This is a genomic window from Parachryseolinea silvisoli, from assembly GCF_021190955.1.
GTDB classification, from domain to species: domain Bacteria; phylum Bacteroidota; class Bacteroidia; order Cytophagales; family Cyclobacteriaceae; genus Ohtaekwangia; species Ohtaekwangia silvisoli.
On the sequence record NZ_JAIOAO010000002.1, the window covers coordinates 625,177 to 642,878 of the forward strand.

Sequence of the window (17,702 nt, forward strand, 5' to 3'; positions counted from 1 at the left end):
TACATGTTTCCAGGGTACAAGTTTTCGTATGAAAAAAGACCACCTGCTCCAGCCGTTTGAGCTGGTATTGCGCGGACCCATGGATTCCTGTCCGCGTGGCGAACATGCGCATAGCTTCTTTGAAATGATATACGTGGTGGCCGGCACCGGCCGGCAACATGTCAACGAAGTAAGCCTACCTTACCACCCAGGCAGTCTGTTCCTGGTGGCACCGGGCGACGTTCACCTGTTGGAAGTCGAGACGATGTCGCGCATTTTATTCATCCGGTTCAACCCATTGTTTATACAGTCGTCCGGCGGAGGACAGGTGCTTCGGGCACAGCTGGAGATGATTCTGAATAACTCCCGCCACGAACCCGGCTGCCTCCTCAAGACCGATTCCGATAAAAAGTATGTGCCCCACCTGATGAACATGCTCATGGATGAGCACCAAAAGGGGCACCTATACCACCGCGAACTGATCAACCAGCTCGTCAATACTTTGCTGCTTGTAGTCGCACGAAACATCTCCCAACCCTTGCCCACAGCGATGGTCGAAACAAGCGAGCTGCGCATCCACGACATTCTACGCTATATACAAACCAACATTCACACCCCGCACCAGTTACGGGCGGAGGTCATCAGCGAACACTTTCAGATCTCTGAAACATACCTCGGCCGGTATTTTAAGAAACATGCCGGCGAGACGCTGCAGCAATACATTACCAACTATAGACTACAACTGGTAGAGAACCGGCTATTGCATAGTAGCATGCGCATTGGCGAAATAGCCGATGAGTTTGGCTTCACCGATAAAAGTCATCTGAACAGAATCTTTAAAAAATACCGGGGCACCAATCCATCGGACTTCAAACAACGGTGTGCACTGCGTTAAGGCTAAAAGAGCGCAGGAATAACCTGCGCTCTTAAAATATCATGCAGACAGAATTGCTTTGGCTTCCGAAACCAGACTGTCAATGTCGGCCTGTGTCTCTTCGGGCTCCAGGCTTTTGAGCTGTTTTTTGAGTGTCTCATGAAAACGGTAATACTGATCACGTTTGATAAACCCATCGCGCGCAATCCACTCTTCCTTGCCATAACGGGCCACATACTCTTCAATCATCTCTTGCTCCATGCGGGAGTTCGTGGTCAGATATTCTGCCATCTTCAGCAGCAACAACTTGTTACGGTTCAGCAGTCGCCCGGCTTCCACCTCACACGCCTTGATGATCATGATCGATTCGCTGGCATATCGATCCGACAAGAAGAAAGCATCTTCGTTGCCGGACGTATCTACCGCCAGGTGAATCGGGTCCGTGCCCATGGCGTACTGGCGCACCGCCCGGTTCGCCAGGCGGGAAGCTTCCTCAATATCAATGCTTACCCCTGATGAAGTAAACTGCTCGCCAAACACCAGGCGCTCGGCCACATAACCACCCAATGTAATTACGATATCCTTCTGCAGCGATTCGCGTGTCATGGGGCCTTCCGGAAAATCCACGAGGCAAAATCCCTCGGCATCTGACGCTGTCCGCGACACCACGACCGTCGGGATGATGCGCAACGTAAGGGCCGCCAACACAGCATGACCCGCCTCGTGCACCGCTATGTGCGCCTGCAGCTCGGGATCTACACTTTTACGAAGATTGTCGAGTTTCAACCTGGCCTTGTCCGAGATCGCCAACAGTATGGTACCGCCTGCATCCCGAAGGGTATAGACAAACGTCTCACCTTCAAACTTCCAGGCAATCGACGCGACAGGCAGTTGATACTCCAGCACCGAAACGGCCAGACTGCTGATACGCGACTCGATCAGGTTCCTGACCGTGGTGAATACCGGCCGGGTTCCTTGTGCCGGAAATACACCTTCCAAATATACCACGTCTACAATCGAATCATCAAACAGCGTCGTCCAGCCAAAACGCTCTTGTACGAAGGTGCCAATGCGTTGCAGCTCCCGTTTAATCAGCTCGCGGAAATGCTCCGTGTTGAACGAGGTATAGATCACGTGGTTGTTCCCCAACCGGGCAATCTGCTCAGCACGAAACCGCTTGCGCAAAGCGCGTTTAATATCGGCGAGGTTGATCTTTGTCGTCTGCTCGTAGAAGTCGTCTGCACTAATATCCGGATTCAGGTTTCCACTCATGGTGTATGCCTCGTCCAGGTTACCGAGTATAAAGATCAGCGCACCGGACAAGTCCAGCGTCTGCGTCAGGGGTTGTGAACGCTGAGCGTCATTTACCAACTGCATCAACCCGCGCAGGTCCAGCGTCGCGATGCGTTGCTGCAAGACCTCGTGTGTGATCTCTTCGTCGCTAAACAAGCTTGTCAAACCACCGGTAAAATCCCGGGAAAAGAAGTAGTCCGCCTCGGGATTCTTATTTCGATTTTCAAACTCAAAACAGAAGCCGTTGAAGACAGTCTTAAATTCTTCCAATCCGACGGCATCTACCCGACCCTGCGTAATTGTCACGCCGCGACGTGCTGCCTTCTCTAACTTGCTCAAGCATTTTTCAGCGCTAAAGATCGCGGAGGTATAGTGGCCGGGAACATAGTCGATCTTACCAGAGTCCAGCAAATCCCAAACCACGCGCAGCTTATCCTTACCCAGCTCGCGTCGCTCGCCATCGAGTGTACGCGCAAACTGAAATTCATCCAGGCAAAAGATGGCCGGTTTGCCATCGAAGAACTTCAGGTCGTCGGTGAGCACATTCTTCATCCACGACGCCGAATCAGACTCGAACTCACCCATGTCCATGTGCGTATACAGCTTCTGATATTGTAAGTATTCCACGATGGCTCGTACCAACGCCGTTTTACCCGAGCCCGTTAGACCCCACAGGTTAATGATCATCGGCCGTTGTTGCGCTTCCGGAAAAAGATACCAGGGCATCATCAATGACGTGACCTCGTCGATCACGGCGTCCAACCCCAGGAATTTCTCTTTCAGAGATACCGCCATGGCCTGCAATTTTGCTCTGCGCTCAATTAATAACGCATGTATATTTTTTGTGTCCATTCATTGTCTTTGTTTGCCCCACACCGGGGGACATGATCTTATAAATACATAGCTCCGCCGTCTTGCCATTCAAACACAATGGCGAGAGAAAAGGAGAATAGATTTCAGCTGCGCTTAAAACCTAAGCACAAAGGCTTATCGACATCGTGGCACGATGCGACGACCTTGTTAACTTTTCAAAAACTGTCAGGATTAAAAACAGCCGAATCGTTCCGGTAAGAAATCTACCGTGGCGGCTACTTGAAGATATGTAAACTCAAAACCAACATATTTTCCTCTATTTAAAAGTGAACAGTAGAGTGAAATGCTGATACAAGATACGGGAAAGCTTGCATACGGTTACATCTTGGGGCAAAATGCGAAAATTATTTTTGGATGGCTCAGCGTATACTAATGGGTCTGACCTGGGGCAAGCTTCTCCAACAACGCAATTTTTCTGCGGCATACCCACAGCAACAACAGTCCGATCACCCCAAACGAACAATCAATTAACTGCCAAAACAACGGTATACCCCGCACCGGTCCGGCAATAAACGCCAGCGGCAGAATCGCCACGCAAGCGATCATACCAAACTCCACCACCCAAACATTGCGTACCGGGTCGCGCCACGGCCCGACAAACGCCACTGCGATAACCAAGTGCGCAAATGCCAGCCAGTCTGTGCCATAAGCAATGAACGGATAGCGGCTATATGTTTCGTGCACGCCCAGATACACCCGTTCCAGCCACTGTGCCACGCCGTTGTTCCAATCCTGCTCCACCACCCAGGCGTGCGCAAGGTTTAGCTGCCACTCGATAGGAAAAGCTGTCAAACCACTAACAACAAGACATACCATGAATATCACCAGCAACATTTTTACCTGACGCAACACCCGCGGTTGCGAAATAGCAGGAGCCATACTATTACTTCTCATAATGAACTAAAAGATTATTGTTGTGAAATACCTCCTCTACACGGCGCAGCAGTGCCGCTTCGTCCTGGGCGGTAATGTTGATTAAACAGAATTTATTCTCTCCGCGAAGCATCCGCATGCGCCAGTCAAGCTGACTGATGGTCTCTACTTCTCCGTTGCTATACCACCATGCCGTGTGCAATACCTCGTTACCTTTTACCAGCTCCCCGCGGTAGATTGTCCTACCCGCTACAATTTGCTCTTGTATCGTGGAGAAGGTATAGCCGCTTCCGCGCCAGCAAAACAGGGGGCTGTGTTCGGCCACAAAGAATTCCGGAATGGGTTTCACATACAATAGAAATTCATTCGTGGCAATGCGGGTGACACCGCTCGGTAAATTTTCGGTTGGTAGATTTTGATACGCCACCGTCGCGTAAGAAAAAGCTGGTGCCTTCAATTGCTGGCCAAGTGTCACACCCGTAATCAACAGGGTCGCCGCGAAAAGATACTGCAACAGTTCCACTCCCGGACTCACCGGCATTGCTACCGGTACCGGCCTAAGACCTTTCCCCAGTTGCCGCACTAAAAAGACCGCCAGGAAATATACTGGTATCACCACATATACCAGCAGGCATGCCAACCCCATTCCCCCATGCAGGGCTTGCTCTGGCCCAATGCGGAACATCACCAACACCACGATGCGAAATAAGTTGGCAATAATATTCAGTACAAACACTGCCGTGAAGAATAGCACGATGTAACCAGCCGACAGTTGCTTCCGCTCCACGCGAAACCGATGTCCGAGAATAAACACACCCATCAGCAACGAGATCGCCAGCATGTTCAGGCCCATGCACGCATCGTCAACCGAAAACGTAGCGCCCTCCAATACCATGACATTTCCCGCTACGTGTATATCTACACCCACTGCCTGCAACAACCAACCCGTCCAGGCACTTAATTGCAGTCGAATGGGGAAACCCAGTATGCCGGAGATCTGCAGAAACGCCGGCGACATGCACACCACGAGGACCAGCAACAACGGATGACACTTGCCGATCATGAGCTCCACCAGCCAAAGTCCATAAAATGCCAGCGCAAAAAAGTAGAATAGCTTTAGCCCATAAAGCAAAGACAAACCACCCATGACCAGCGACAGGAATAGATAGAGGTAGTTCTTTCGCGTCTCACCGGTTATCAAACAGGCGAACGGCAACAAACAAAGTCCAATCCAAACATTGGTATTCGACACATACGACAGCGGAAACGCCGCGATACCGCCGACGATCCCCGCCAGCGCCAGGATCACGATCGGATGCCTGGCCCCTGTAGAAAGCCTGGATGACAAAATTGTCGTCATCATACGCGCGGTGCGGTTACACTCTTCAAGCGGTAACGTCTCACCACGTTGAACAACACGAAACACAGGAACACTGCAATCAATGCCCATTCGTGCGGCTCAGGCACAGCACCCGACTCGTTGTGCGTAGCGTTGCCTAAGCTATTAGCAATGTCTTTGATCCCGAAGCGGTCGTAATCTTTCTGTGTTTCCAACACGATCAGGCTCGATACCGGCGACACCACATAGGCCAAGGCCGCTTCGTTCACCAACGTTTCGTTTATAAAATCATCGCTAAAGAAATGTACTCCTACCTGGCGCATAATATTGTTATAGGCAAACAACCGGACCAGGTGATCGGGCGCCGTATCGGTCGCGCCTGCTGATGCCGGCTTTCGTTCTAACACCATCCCTGCATCGTACAGGATGATATGGTTCTCATCTTCAGCCGGTATGGGAAATTGATTGTGCTCCAACAGATCGGCCAGCGCATCAACGTCGCCTGTGGCAAAGTTGAACGCCCGCAGCTCACGCAATGAACGGATGTAAGTGGAAGTACCACCTACGAGGTTAAAGACATTAACCTTTTTATTGGCCGCAAAATACCGGCTCACGCTTTCGGCAAACGTGCTCTCTTTGATGTCCGTCAGGTACGGCGTCAACGGCCTACCCTTTGTAACAACCAGCGAATGCTCGGTGTCTTTAACATGGTGGAAAGGGAACAGCGAGAAGTTTCGTTGACGCAACTTGTTGGTAACTTCATACCAATTGTCTTCGTGCAGGCGAATAAACTCGTTGTCAAAGAAGGCGTACACATTGCACTTGGTCAACACGGCATAGGCAGCGTCTACTTCCGCGGCCTCCCACGTATTGTTGATATCCAGGAACAGGTAGCTGAGATGCAACGGTTTTGACACCGGCGTGTACGGTTTCAACGAATAAGTCGAGCCGTTAAATGTATACTGATTGTTCTCGATCGGAACCGCTTTCCACGAGATAGCGAAGTCAGGATCATAGGAGCGCTCGGCGATATATTCTCCTTTTTCGTTCTCTTCAAAACCGTGGGGTATCGTAGCATCGCCAAGGGAACCGATAAATCGGAAGCGGAACGTCTCGTTTGCATCGTGTGCATTCGGACCGCGGAACGTTGCCTGACGATATACGATGCGGCCATTTTCTTCCGGCAGGGGAGAGGTGATCCCAATTTTAAACTTCCGTTCCTCCTCCCGGGTACAAGGAAAGACGCGCACCGTCACGGTGTTGCCTTCCTGCCAATGTACAACCGAAGGGTCTCGTGCCTCTTTACCAACGATAGTAGTATACGCCTCTGTTGCCTTTTGCTTGGACGTGAGCACCGCTTTTTCTTCTTTTCCGTTTACCCACAAAGACAACGACGTAACCACGGACCCTTCCGGCAACTGAAAGGTATAGATCGCCTCCTGGCGTGAACCCCACCAGCCGGGATTATTGTTGTTTCGAATGTTCATGTATTGCTCTGTATACGCCAGGCGCAGCTGCGGATAGATATCGACGTCGGTCACGGTGTACGAGGTCGTGAGATTGTCGCCACGCCAGAGTCGTTCCTGGGTACGGTGACGGTTGTCGGTAATTGCCTGCAAAATCTTTTCGCGATCTTCGTGTGAAAGGGATGGCTTGCGCCAGAACATAGCGAGGTATACCAACGGGTCGTGCGTACGCACATCTTGCGAGCTGGACCGGCCTAGAAAATTAAATTCTCCCACACGGTCGTCGGGCGTTGTATAAGTAAAATCTGATTTCAATATGCGGTCGGAAACCCAATCGAGTTTTATGGATTGGCTGATCTTTACCCACACGGGTAGTTCGGTGTCGGCATAGATCACCGACTGGTTAGCCAGCCGCTCGATGGTACGCACGCGGGCATCCCACTCTATAATAAATATAAGCGCAAAAGTCACCGTCGTCGCCACGCCGGCCACAATCCAATTCGTCGATACCCGGTTGGTTTTTTTCGTGTAGCGAATCAGTGTTGCCGAGGCGATCAGCAAGAAGATCGGCACGAATGCCAACAGGCCAACACCCAGCACCAAAATGCCAAAGGTCGCCGGAAAGTAGACCAGGCCAATATAGAGTGCCAGGTAGGTATAAAGCACGAACGTGGCACCTAACAGGAAATGCTGTATTTTATTGATGGCGGGTGGCACGAAGTCATAATACCGGTAGCTGAGTGTGACCAACGAGCTCACCACCAGGTAAACACAGAGCCACGACGCTGAATCTTCAAATACCGGCACCGACCGATTTAAGGCATAAGCACTGACCAGAAACAGATTGAGCAGCACGATGGTGCGGTCTATGTTTTCACGAAGCCAACTTCTCCTGATCCCATAAGCGCGGTGGACTATGAGTGTAGTCATATAACCAAGCGCTATCGAGTAATGGACAACAAAAGCCGGGAACTCCATGTTATGCAGTACCTCCTGGCCGCTATACGCCAGAATGCAAAACAACAGGGTCGATGCGGCCAGAAGAAAATAGCCTGTCAAAAGAATTTTATCGGGTTTGACCACTTCGCGGGTTTCTGAAACCGGCGCGGCCTTTTTTGTTTCGTCCAGGGTGATCATAACAATCGTTCGTCTTAAGAAAAGTACTTTGAGTTACAAAGTAAAAACGGAAAGACGATACAAAGGTTGGCTTTCTACGAATTTTTTCTAGTAAGGATCAAACGCCCGGACCTGCGCTGTTAGCGGGCCGAATAGCATACCACTGGAATAGCCCCGGTAGTGGTACTCATCGTCCAGTAGTACGAGCTCATCGACGGGTCGACCCGGCCAGACTCTTTATATATAAGAGTATTCTCCCGGGGTGCTTCCGGCCGCGCCAACGACGGCGAGGTCTTTTCTTTTTTTAGACGCGACGACTTCACCGGACTGGTTTTGAGCGGCATCTCCAACGCCGGCAGTTCGATAGCAGTAGATGATTCGATAACGGTACGGCCATACGAGAAATCCGGTTGAAACATCGCTTCTTTACCCGGGGAAACTTCGGCATTAGTTGACGCTGGCGGGTCGGAAGCTGGCGTTGGCATTACTTCAGTAGCCGGTCCGTTAGCATTTTTACCCAGGTCAACATTTTCGGATGCCTTGCCTCCTAATACCATTACCACCTTGGCCGCACCGGCACGTTTTACTTCTTGTACGTTCCCTTTGTTAGAAGTAAAACCAAACCGAATACCCACCGATAGTACAAGGCTGTAGTTCGCATCCGGTGGAAGCTCACCCAGGGCTATGTCCAGCGACATGGCCTGTGCACCTTCCAGGGCGGAGTGCCAGTCCGTATAGGTACAAACCGATGGCCGGTTGTTGGTATACCAGGCCGGCGGCTGGTATTCACCCGCTTTCGGATTAAACGTAAAATTGGGCGCAACGCCTAACGTCGCCTCGATACGGAACAGGGTGTGCCGGTTGTTCGGAAAGAAATTGATATCCCGCAGCAGCCGGGGAATTTCAAGATGCGCGCTGCCGGTCGCGGCATCAACAGAAGCAACAATCGATGTGCGGAGAATAGAATCGAGTGTATATTTTTGGTTCAGGCAAAATCCTTCCAGCAATTTTGTGTGGTTGGATAGAACAATCGGCCTGCGGCCCAGTTCGTTTGCCTCGTCTTGTTTCTGAACCACCTTCATGATCTTATTGATGGGACCGCTGATATTATAGTCGGCCAGATCCCTGAGCTGTTGCATGGATTGCCGCACATGTTTGCCCATGCGCGAGCAGCCACCAAACTCCGTCATGTACAATCGCGCCGTAGCAAACGCGGGCGAGTTACGAATTTCGTCGCGGCGGGCGCCGCCTTTTTTCCGCATAACGATTTTGTCCGATCCGCGCATGCGGTATGCGCTAAAATCACCGAGCGATCCGGTAAAGGTCAGTCCTTCGAGAAGTGCCATAGTGTACCTGGGTTTATAATAACTAATTGATTTTGTCAACAGCTGCGAGGGCAACAACGGTTGTTTAGCGAATATAACGAAGGTCTATATTCAGTACACATAAATTATTCAGAAATTATTTTATAGATATAGATAACCCACTCCTTTATAAGACTAGTTCATCTCTGGTGGATAACTGGTTAGACTCTGGGTTATCTCTTCTTTATTTTCGGTAACGAGTCGAAAATTACAGTTCGTTTGTAAAAACACGGGAGGACAACGTGTATCGTTCGTTCATAAAAAGTATACCGAAGCCCGGATCGGAGCTTCGGTAGTACTGAAGAATTTATACCGGAATAGTCCGGTATCTATACCGTTACATCGCTAGTGCTATGCGCACAGCTTGCTCTACCGGAGTATAGTTTGTGTCTTCACGCTGCAAAATCAACTCTTCTCTCGACAACAGCGGTGGTTGTGCCAGGAAGCGAGGCGCTGCGCCGTGATGCGATTGCGCAGCATGTGCGATAAAGGGATGACAGAGATATACTGTTCCAGCTTTGCCGGTCGCCACAACTTCGTCGCGTGTGGGAAGTGTCGATAAACTGTCGGCTAGCGCCATGAACGACAGACCGTCATCACCTGCGGGTGCGAGCATGCGGGCAACGTCGTGGTGCGACCCTATACGAATACGTGTGGGGGCATCTGCTTCGTGTACATCCGAGAAGAGAAACAACATGAGCAATGCCCGGCCTTTTGACCGTATGTTGATCCTCCACTCAAAATAGTTACCTGGGTTAACACCTGGAAAACTGGCGTCGACATGCCAACCGGTATCACCAGGATCGTCGGGTGAGGGGAAACGGACGGGGAAGGTGCCCATACTCATGCAGGGTATCCATCGGCCCGGGCCGACCAGTTGGTTAAAGGCATTGTGGAGAACGGGAGTATTGGCCGCAGCGATAAAGGGCGGTTGATTGTACATGCCCAGGCGAATCACCGGACGTGTCCAGGTGGCGGGATCGTTCGGGTCGCAACCGGTGTCTTTCCACAAGATCGCGCGGGCTTCTGCTGCGAGGATGGGTGAGAAGGCATTTTCGAGACAGATATAACCGTCATGGATAAATTGGTGGATTTGTTGTGTATCGAGATATGCTGACATTTTTGTTCTTCTTTATGAGTTTGAAAAATTATTGCGCCCCGATCATCCACCAGCCATTGAGGTGATGAATAATCTCGTCCATCGGGAGTTCCACGACGGCGTTGTTGATAAAAGGGCAATAGGAAAAAGCTGCCTCCGGAATTAAAAGGCAGGATGTCTTTCAGACGGGGAAGAAGAAGTTACAATGTAGGTGTCATCCGCATGGACTAAAAATACCAAGAAACAGGCCGCGACGCAAGGGAGCCGGCCATGCCGGTGTATAGCGTTTGTGGTTGAGTTCTCGGGAAAATCACCGGAAAAGTTTCATTTTTGAGTACGTCTTTGTAGCCGCGCGAATCAGGGACGGTCAACTACAATAGTTATGAGTATCGAGGAGAAGAATGACTGGTTCCGAAACAAAACCTGGAGTGAAACGATCGAAAGCGACTTTCTGAGTCGCCTGGGAAATACACCAAGGGCGTTGGCGATGGCTTGTCTGAAAGTGCAAGGAGACCAATGGCTGTCGGGCCGTGACGAGGCTACGCAGCGGGCGGGTGTTAAATTGCTTGAAAAGTTGATTTCTGATTATGCGGAGGAGGTGTATGAAATCACGGCGGCGCAAGGCATCCTGGGTGACTATTATTATCAACGTGCAAACTTTGAACGGGCGGAGCCCTACCTGAAAGCCGTACTTCAATTTTACAATGACCACAAAAGAACGGGTGTGAACCGCATGGCCGATTTGATGTTAGCGGAAATTATACTTCTCCGCAACGAGACCGCCCGGTTGGAAGAAGCCTGGCAGCTGGCGATTGATTTCCCTACTACAGGAGGTAGCTTGAGTGAAGAGCACGAACAACATCGCTATTATGAATTGCTGGCACAACTCGGCTATCAGTTAAATAGAAAAACAGAAGCAGCCAAATATGCAACCAAGGCCCTTGCGTTGGCAAAAAATATGGAGTTGGACTTCTTGATTGGCAAACCGGTCGCGCTGGAAAATCTCTATCAATCATTGCCCAGTCTGGAGGTCATTGCGGAATCCGTGTAAGCATCATGACATTAAAGGGACCTTGGTCCGTGTAGGGGGGTATGCCTGGATGGAGTGATCGGTGCGTTACGCGAGCATCATTTTTTTGATGAGATCAAGTTTACTGTTGTAAGTTTTTAATCCTGGCAAACAATATCCTGAAGAGCTCTTCGGCTTGAGTGTAAAATTCACCAAACTCATTTTCTTCCATGAGCGATTCGTCTTTCAGGACGTCCAGGATTGCTATGCTTTCGAAAATTGAGCTTCGGGCAATGTAGAAATTTCTGCGGTCTGGTTTGGAGAAGCATCCGGAGCCTTCGGCCAGGTTTAAGACTATGCTGACGCAGCTCTTCTTAGCTGGTCGTTTGTAGAGGTGTCTAGTTTTGTGGTTTTGAGGAATTCCCGGATTTTGGAATTGAAAGTCTTGGCTTTTTTGTAGACATCGAGTTTTTCGAAATCGAACATAACGGGGGTGGTTTTGGGGTGAAGCTAACGAAACGAGTAGAGTGAGAGTGAGAGCGAAGAGAAAAACAGCGTGAGAGTGTTCGCTCTCACTCTCACGCTGTTTTTCGTACCCAGAGCGGGAATCGAACCCGCACGACTATTACTAGCCACAGGATTTTAAGTCCTGCGTGTCTACCAGTTCCACCATCCGGGCAGGGATGTTGTTTTAGTGCTTTGGCATTGCTCTAAAACACAAAAAGTGCGAGATAAACCCACACTTTTTATTCTTTCTGTCTCAACGGCTACTGCCGGAGCGACTTGAGCGGGAAACGAGACTCGAACTCGCGACCCCGACCTTGGCAAGGTCGTGCTCTACCAACTGAGCTACTCCCGCGGGATCTCCCCTAGCTCTTTCGCTAAGGGAGTGCAAATTTAGTGAGGGTTTGTAATATTCCAATACCCACACATTTTTTTTTGAGAAAGTTTATGCAGATTTCTTCAATTCCTGCTCATACTCCCGCTTTAGCTGGGCCGCATGGGCCCGGTTCTTCGAAAGTAGTATATGTTTGGGCACTGCCTTCAGGTCCCAGATCAGTCCGACCGCCTGGAAGCTTCGCAGTATATAGTATGTTATATCAATCTCCCACCAGAAGAAACCCTGACGTGCGGCCACTTCATAATAATGGTGGTTGTTGTGCCAGCCTTCGCCCATCGTCAGGAGCGCCAGCCAGATGCTGTTACGACTCTCGTCGTTCGACTCATACCGCTGCGTACCAAACTTGTGCATGATCGAGTTGATCGAGAACGTGGCATGGTACAAAATTACCGTGCTCAGAAAGAAGCCGATGAACAGGGACGAGAAGCCGGCCGTGGTAAACATATCTTGTATACCCTCTCCGTTGACGATGCCGCCGAGGGCCATGACCACAAGGGCCAGGATAGTCGGCGGTACGAGGTAATGTTTGTTAAGCCACATCAGCTCGGGATACTTGGCATAGTCGCCGATGGTTTTGTAGTCGGTCTCCTTAAAGTCGGGGCCGACGATCCAGCCGATGTGCGAATACCAGAAACCATAGATCTTCATGGAGTGCGGATCGGCCGGGGTGTCACTGTGACGGTGATGGTGACGGTGGTGTGCTGCCCACCAGAGTACGCCTTTCTGCGCTGTGGTCTCCGACATAAATGCGATGACGAATTGAAACCAGCGGGAAGTTGTATACGACCGGTGTGCAAAGTAACGGTGGTAGCCGCCTGTTACCCAGAACATGCGGGTGAAGTATAGTACGGCACACACCGTCCAGTCGAACCAGGTGGCACCTGTGTACAAAGCAGCCAAAGGGACCAGGTGAACGGCGAAAAACGCCACTTCCTGAACCATGATTGGTTTGCTTCTTACTTCTGGTGTTACTGATGGATTTGTCATTATGCTTATTAGGGTTGTTTACGTGTTTGATGAGGTTGCGAAGGCGCTGTTTTTTTCTTCACGCCTGCAGATCAAACACAAAGGTAACGTATTCAGTTCAAAGGAGTTTGGGGATGTAATATTCTTGCCAAACCGCCTGCATATACGCCAAAAAAGTTCACTTCTACACTGACAAGCGTCAGTTCAGTAAACCGCCGTTCTACCCGGTGGAGGGTAGTCAATTGTTTGTCCGAATTAGCGTATCTTTGCACAGGATTGACGCCATGAGCCACGCACAGACCATAGCCCTGTATCAGCCGATGCTGCATACGATCGCCTACAACCTGGTACGCTGTAAACAGGATGCGGAAGATATCGTACAAGAGACTTTTGTGCGCTGGCTGAGTGTTGATCAACAGAAGATCGATAACACCAAGGCCTACCTAATTCGCGCGGTGACGAACAACTGTTTGAATCATCTCAACTCGCTGCGTAAGAAGAAGGAGGATTGTTTCGACAACATGGCCGAGATCATCAAGCACTTTAAAGAAACCAATCTCGCGCACCTCGATCTCGACGTCCACCTCGCGGCTGCTTTTAAAGTATTGCATACCAAACTTGAACCGCTGGAGCGTGCGGTGTATCTGCTGAAGGAAGTGTTTGACTTCGACTATGAAGACCTGCAGGAGATGCTCGACAAGAAAAAAGAGCACTGCCGTCAGCTTTTCTGCCGGGCCAAGAAAAAGTTGAGCGAAGAAACGTCGCGTATCAATTTCGAACTGCCGGATACCTCGAAGCTGATGGAAAGCTTTCGCAATGCTTGCCACTTCGGTAACGCCAGTGACCTGGTGCACGAGCTGAAGAAAGACATTGCCGTCGCCATCAGCAAAAAGTTCTAGTCACCGGCTGGTCACCAGCCATCTTATTTCTCTGTTATCTTTTTGTTATGTAGACCGCAGTGGATTAGCTGATGCGACTCCAGTTGACGCCTGTTTTTCGCATGGAGTCAATTTGCGTGCGGATGAGTTTGTTTTCCGGCTTTTCGAGCTCGGGGTCATCTTTCAGAATTTCTTTCGCGAGCTCGCGGGCCTCTTGTAAAATGGCGCCGTCCGTAGAAAGGTCGGCCACGAGCAGGTCGAGCGCGCCACTTTGTTGGGTGCCCATCAGGTCGCCAGGGCCGCGCAGCTTCAGGTCGGTTTCAGCAATGTCAAAGCCATTGGTCGTGCGCACCATGGTCTCGATGCGCGTTTTGGAATCTGCGCCCAGCTTGTTGTTTGTCATTAGAATGCAATACGATTGCTCACCTCCCCGGCCAACCCGGCCGCGCAGCTGGTGCAATTGCGAAAGGCCAAAGCGCTCGGCGTTTTCAATTACCATCACTGAAGCGTTTGGAACGTCGACCCCCACCTCGATCACCGTGGTTGCCACCATGATCTTGGTTTCGGCTTTTATAAAACGGGCCATTTCGTAGTCTTTGGCCTCTGGCTTCATTTTGCCGTGCAAAATGCTGACAGCAATATCCGGAAATGCACGGCAGACACTTTCATATCCGTCCATAAGATGTTTAAGGTCCAGCTTTTCGGACTCGTCGATGAGTGGGTAAACCATATACACCTGTCGGCCCAGTGCAATCTCCTTCCGAAGGAATTCATTGACCTGCAGTCGATGGGCATCATATTTGTGTAGCGTTTTGATAGGTTTCCGGCCGGCAGGCAGCTGGTCGATCGTTGAAATATCGAGGTCTCCATAAAGTGTCATCGCCAGTGTTCTGGGGATGGGAGTCGCCGTCATGACCAATATATGGGGATACATATCCACATTTTTTTGCCACAATTTTGAACGCTGGGCGACCCCGAAACGATGTTGTTCGTCAATGATAGAGAGGCCCAGGTTGTTGAATTGCACCACTTCTTCGAGCAGGGCATGGGTGCCAATAAGTATCTTCAACTCCCCCGATAACAGTCCTTCGTGAATTACTTTTCGTTCGGACTTTTTGGTGGATCCGGTAAGCAACGCAATGGGTAGGTGCATACTGTCGGCATAGCGCTTCAGGTTCTTGTAGTGTTGTTGGGCCAGAATCTCGGTCGGGGCCATGAGGGCAGCCTGTGCGTTGCCGGCCAGAATGACCAACATGCAAATGAAGGCCACAATGGTTTTACCACTACCGACGTCGCCCTGGAGTAAGCGGTTCATCTGCTTGCCCGACTTCAGGTCGGTATATATCTCCCGGATGACTTTCTTCTGGGCATCGGTTAGGGTAAACGGCAGGTGGTCGTTGTAAAAGGCCGTCAGCAGGCGGGCGTCTTGAAACACCTGACCACGGAACTTTTCCTGTCGTACTACCTTCATTTTCAGGAGCCTAAGCTGAATATAAAAGAGCTCTTCGAACTTGAGTCGCTGTTGGGCTTGTGCCAGCTGGTCGGCTGTTTGAGGAAAATGTTTATACTGTAGTGCGTCCTTTTTGGAGATCAACTGGTACTTGTCGGTGACACTGCCAGGTAGTGTTTCACGTATATGGTCGACTGCTTTGACTAACAATTCCTGCATCAGTTTGGCGATGGCCTTACTGTCTACATGCCGGTTCTTTAGTGTTTCGGTTAGGGAATATACCGGATGTAGGGTACCACCCTTCTCATTCTTTGAGGTGAGCAACTCTATCTCCGGATGCGCTATGTTGAATTTACTTCCATAACGTGTAGGTTTGCCAAATACAACATACTGTACACCCGGTTTGATTTTATCCTGCACCCAGGCTATACCTTTAAACCATACAAGCTCCAGTTCATCGGTTCCATCACTGATATGGGCCACCAATCTTTTTTTGAAGCCTACCCCTATAATTTCTTTACGAAGCAGTGTACCTTTGATCTGTACATACGGCATCTCATCATAAATGTCACTTATGGCATAAATTTTTACACGGTCCTCATGCCGAAACGGGTAGTATTGGATCAAGTCGCCGAATGTAAAAATGTTTAATTCTTTGTTAAGCAACGATGAACGTTGTGGGCCTACGCCTTTTAGATATTCAATGGGAGTTTCAAAAAAAGAGGCCATTCGGGGAATTGCTCGAAGAAAACGTTTCAAAATAACAATTTATCAACAACGTATAATCTTTTTCTGCGTTAGAGGGCTTTGTAACACTTAATCTGGTTACAAACCGATGTTTAGTTTTATCAAGAAGCGCGAAAGAGGGGATGCGAAAAAAGCGAAGAGGGATTTATGAAAATTGATTCGAAAATCTTTAAAGGCATTCAGTACGTAGAGGTAAATCAACTCCCGTCTGAACAGTCCAACAGCATTCTGAAAACGTTTGAAGAGGATGCTTTTATCAAGATTCTCAAGGATGGAAAGATTCTCTCCGGTTGTATTCAGTATAGAGATTACGAAGCATGGTATCACACCGTGTATCGTCCCGGCACACAACCGTTTGTAGAGAAAGCTTCTAAGGTAAGGCAGCATATTGCCCCCTTGGTCGAAGAAGATACAGCGGTGTCACTTCAACACAACGAATGACTGTTAGGAGTGTAAGCGCTTGCGCAGCTCCTGATACTCCTGCCACATGTCATGCAGTATATCTGCCGCCGGCTGAACCTGGCGAAGGGCACCCGCTACCTGGCCGATCTCTAATTCACCCGCGTCGAGGTCTCCTTCAAATATACCGAGGCGAGCCCGGCGCTTCCCTAACAGTGTGCTGAGTTCTTGCACACTCGCACCTTGCCGCTCGGCGGCTTGCACTTCATCTGAAAACTTATTGCGAATCAGGCGCACCGGCGCCAGCTGTTTTAAAATCAGCACCGTTTCACCTTCTGTCGATGTGGTGACACGTTGTTTAAACCGTTCATGAGCAGAAGACTCTTCACTGACGGCAAAGCGACTGCCAACCTGAAAGCCATCGGCACCCAATGCTTCGCACGCCAACATCGCACGACCACCGGCAATGCCGCCCGCGGCCAGCAGGGGTACAGTGATAGCATCGCGCACCATGGGAATCAATACCAACGTAGTGGTCTCTTCACGACCATTGTGGCCGCCGGCCTCGAAGCCTTCGGCAACAATTGCATCGGCGCCAGCCTGCACTGCCTTTCGTGCAAACTTGACACTTGACACTACGTGTACCACTGTAATGCCGGCTTGTTTCAGAAAGCCAGTCCATGTGCCGGGGTTGCCGGCTGACGTAAAGACAATTGGCACCTGCTCTTCGACAATGATGTTCATCAGCAGATCGATCTCCGGATACAGCAACGGCACGTTTACCCCAAACGGTTTGGTGGTGGCCACTTTACACTTTTGAATGTGTTCGCGAAGCACTTGCGGGTGCATGGAACCGGCGCCGATCAGACCCAGACCGCCGGCATTGCTCACGGCCGAGGCCAGCCGCCAGCCGCTGCACCACACCATGCCGGCTTGAACAATGGGAATCTCGATCTTGAAAAGTTGTTGAATTCGCTGGTTCATACTAGTTGAAAAAATAGTTAATCCGGTTCATTTTCTGTCCCCAATTTGTGCAAAGATTTATGCACTTTTTTAGGGCTGTTTCTTAGTCGAAA

General features: G+C 50.2%; 14 protein-coding genes and 2 tRNA genes. 4 read left to right on the forward strand and 12 right to left on the reverse strand.

Translation table 11 applies throughout. The features are described 5' to 3' along the window. Positions 1-28: 28 nt before the first annotated feature. Positions 29-874, forward strand: coding sequence for a helix-turn-helix domain-containing protein (locus tag K7P01_RS12430; protein ID WP_267293392.1), 846 nt, complete (start codon positions 29-31; stop codon positions 872-874). Between the two features lie 39 nt (positions 875-913). Here the strand turns inward: K7P01_RS12430 and K7P01_RS12435 are convergent, their stop codons facing one another. The 6 genes from K7P01_RS12435 to K7P01_RS12460 form a co-directional block, all read right to left on the reverse strand. Then, positions 914-2,941: an ATP-dependent metallopeptidase FtsH/Yme1/Tma family protein gene (locus K7P01_RS12435; protein WP_267293394.1), complete on the reverse strand. Its 2,028-nt coding sequence runs from the start codon at positions 2,939-2,941 to the stop codon at positions 914-916. A gap of 447 nt (positions 2,942-3,388) precedes the next feature. Then, a complete protein-coding gene (locus K7P01_RS12440; protein WP_267293396.1) occupies positions 3,389-3,913 on the reverse strand; it encodes a hypothetical protein in 525 nt (174 codons plus the stop codon). Next, positions 3,903-5,255 carry an exosortase N gene (xrtN, locus tag K7P01_RS12445; protein ID WP_267293398.1) on the reverse strand — a complete coding sequence of 451 codons (1,353 nt, stop codon included), beginning with the start codon at positions 5,253-5,255 and terminating at the stop codon, positions 3,903-3,905. The genes K7P01_RS12440 and xrtN overlap by 11 nt, the downstream gene beginning before the upstream one ends. Further along, positions 5,252-7,834 (reverse strand): XrtN system VIT domain-containing protein, encoded by a 2,583-nt coding sequence (locus K7P01_RS12450; RefSeq protein WP_267293400.1) that lies wholly within the window; start codon positions 7,832-7,834, stop codon positions 5,252-5,254. The genes xrtN and K7P01_RS12450 overlap by 4 nt, the downstream gene beginning before the upstream one ends. Positions 7,835-7,953: 119 nt before the next feature. Then, a complete protein-coding gene (locus tag K7P01_RS12455) occupies positions 7,954-9,159 on the reverse strand; it encodes a hypothetical protein (RefSeq protein WP_267293402.1) in 1,206 nt (401 codons plus the stop codon). Between the two features lie 355 nt (positions 9,160-9,514). Further along, positions 9,515-10,297, reverse strand: coding sequence for a phytanoyl-CoA dioxygenase family protein (locus K7P01_RS12460; protein WP_267293404.1), 783 nt, complete (start codon positions 10,295-10,297; stop codon positions 9,515-9,517). A gap of 361 nt (positions 10,298-10,658) precedes the next feature. On the opposite strand from K7P01_RS12460, the gene K7P01_RS12465 reads away from it, so the two are divergent. Next, on the forward strand, positions 10,659-11,327 hold the full coding sequence (locus K7P01_RS12465; protein WP_267293406.1) for a tetratricopeptide repeat protein: 669 nt from the start codon (positions 10,659-10,661) through the stop codon (positions 11,325-11,327). A 100-nt stretch (positions 11,328-11,427) separates the two neighbouring features. On the opposite strand, the gene K7P01_RS32105 is transcribed toward K7P01_RS12465, so the two are convergent. The 4 genes from K7P01_RS32105 to K7P01_RS12480 all read right to left on the reverse strand — a co-directional run bounded on the left by K7P01_RS32105 (position 11,428) and on the right by K7P01_RS12480 (position 13,173). Continuing rightward, entirely contained in the window at positions 11,428-11,706 is a 279-nt protein-coding gene (locus tag K7P01_RS32105; RefSeq protein WP_397311107.1) for a four helix bundle protein, read from the reverse strand. Between the two features lie 172 nt (positions 11,707-11,878). Continuing rightward, positions 11,879-11,964 (reverse strand) — tRNA-Leu (locus tag K7P01_RS12470). A 107-nt stretch (positions 11,965-12,071) separates the two neighbouring features. Then, positions 12,072-12,144, reverse strand: a tRNA-Gly gene (locus K7P01_RS12475). A gap of 90 nt (positions 12,145-12,234) precedes the next feature. After that, positions 12,235-13,173 (reverse strand): acyl-CoA desaturase, encoded by a 939-nt coding sequence (locus K7P01_RS12480; RefSeq protein WP_267293408.1) that lies wholly within the window; start codon positions 13,171-13,173, stop codon positions 12,235-12,237. A gap of 263 nt (positions 13,174-13,436) precedes the next feature. Here K7P01_RS12480 and K7P01_RS12485 point away from each other — a divergent pair, with 263 nt between their 5' ends. Beyond that, entirely contained in the window at positions 13,437-14,051 is a 615-nt protein-coding gene (locus tag K7P01_RS12485) for a sigma-70 family RNA polymerase sigma factor (protein WP_267293410.1), read from the forward strand. Positions 14,052-14,115: 64 nt separating this feature from the next. Here K7P01_RS12485 and recG read toward each other — a convergent pair whose 3' ends face one another. Then, entirely contained in the window at positions 14,116-16,209 is a 2,094-nt protein-coding gene (recG, locus tag K7P01_RS12490; protein WP_267293413.1) for an ATP-dependent DNA helicase RecG, read from the reverse strand. A gap of 165 nt (positions 16,210-16,374) precedes the next feature. On the opposite strand from recG, the gene K7P01_RS12495 reads away from it, so the two are divergent. Next, entirely contained in the window at positions 16,375-16,668 is a 294-nt protein-coding gene (locus tag K7P01_RS12495) for a hypothetical protein (RefSeq protein ID WP_267293415.1), read from the forward strand. 3 nt (positions 16,669-16,671) lie between these two features. Here K7P01_RS12495 and K7P01_RS12500 read toward each other — a convergent pair whose 3' ends face one another. Next, entirely contained in the window at positions 16,672-17,610 is a 939-nt protein-coding gene (locus K7P01_RS12500; RefSeq protein ID WP_267293417.1) for an NAD(P)H-dependent flavin oxidoreductase, read from the reverse strand. Positions 17,611-17,702 lie beyond the last annotated feature (92 nt).

Excerpts from the sequence above, each read along its gene's own strand:
- K7P01_RS12430 (WP_267293392.1), top strand. The coding sequence starts at position 29 with ATGAAAAAAGACCACCTGCTCCAGCCGTTTGAGCTGGTATTGCGCGGA.
- K7P01_RS12435 (WP_267293394.1), bottom strand. The coding sequence starts at position 2,941 with ATGGCGGTATCTCTGAAAGAGAAATTCCTGGGGTTGGACGCCGTGATC.
- K7P01_RS12440 (WP_267293396.1), bottom strand. The coding sequence starts at position 3,913 with ATGAGAAGTAATAGTATGGCTCCTGCTATTTCGCAACCGCGGGTGTTG.
- xrtN (WP_267293398.1), bottom strand. The coding sequence starts at position 5,255 with ATGATGACGACAATTTTGTCATCCAGGCTTTCTACAGGGGCCAGGCAT.
- K7P01_RS12450 (WP_267293400.1), bottom strand. The coding sequence starts at position 7,834 with ATGATCACCCTGGACGAAACAAAAAAGGCCGCGCCGGTTTCAGAAACC.
- K7P01_RS12455 (WP_267293402.1), bottom strand. The coding sequence starts at position 9,159 with ATGGCACTTCTCGAAGGACTGACCTTTACCGGATCGCTCGGTGATTTT.
- K7P01_RS12460 (WP_267293404.1), bottom strand. The coding sequence starts at position 10,297 with ATGTCAGCATATCTCGATACACAACAAATCCACCAATTTATCCATGAC.
- K7P01_RS12465 (WP_267293406.1), top strand. The coding sequence starts at position 10,659 with ATGAGTATCGAGGAGAAGAATGACTGGTTCCGAAACAAAACCTGGAGT.
- K7P01_RS12480 (WP_267293408.1), bottom strand. The coding sequence starts at position 13,173 with ATGACAAATCCATCAGTAACACCAGAAGTAAGAAGCAAACCAATCATG.
- K7P01_RS12485 (WP_267293410.1), top strand. The coding sequence starts at position 13,437 with ATGAGCCACGCACAGACCATAGCCCTGTATCAGCCGATGCTGCATACG.
- recG (WP_267293413.1), bottom strand. The coding sequence starts at position 16,209 with ATGGCCTCTTTTTTTGAAACTCCCATTGAATATCTAAAAGGCGTAGGC.
- K7P01_RS12495 (WP_267293415.1), top strand. The coding sequence starts at position 16,375 with ATGAAAATTGATTCGAAAATCTTTAAAGGCATTCAGTACGTAGAGGTA.
- K7P01_RS12500 (WP_267293417.1), bottom strand. The coding sequence starts at position 17,610 with ATGAACCAGCGAATTCAACAACTTTTCAAGATCGAGATTCCCATTGTT.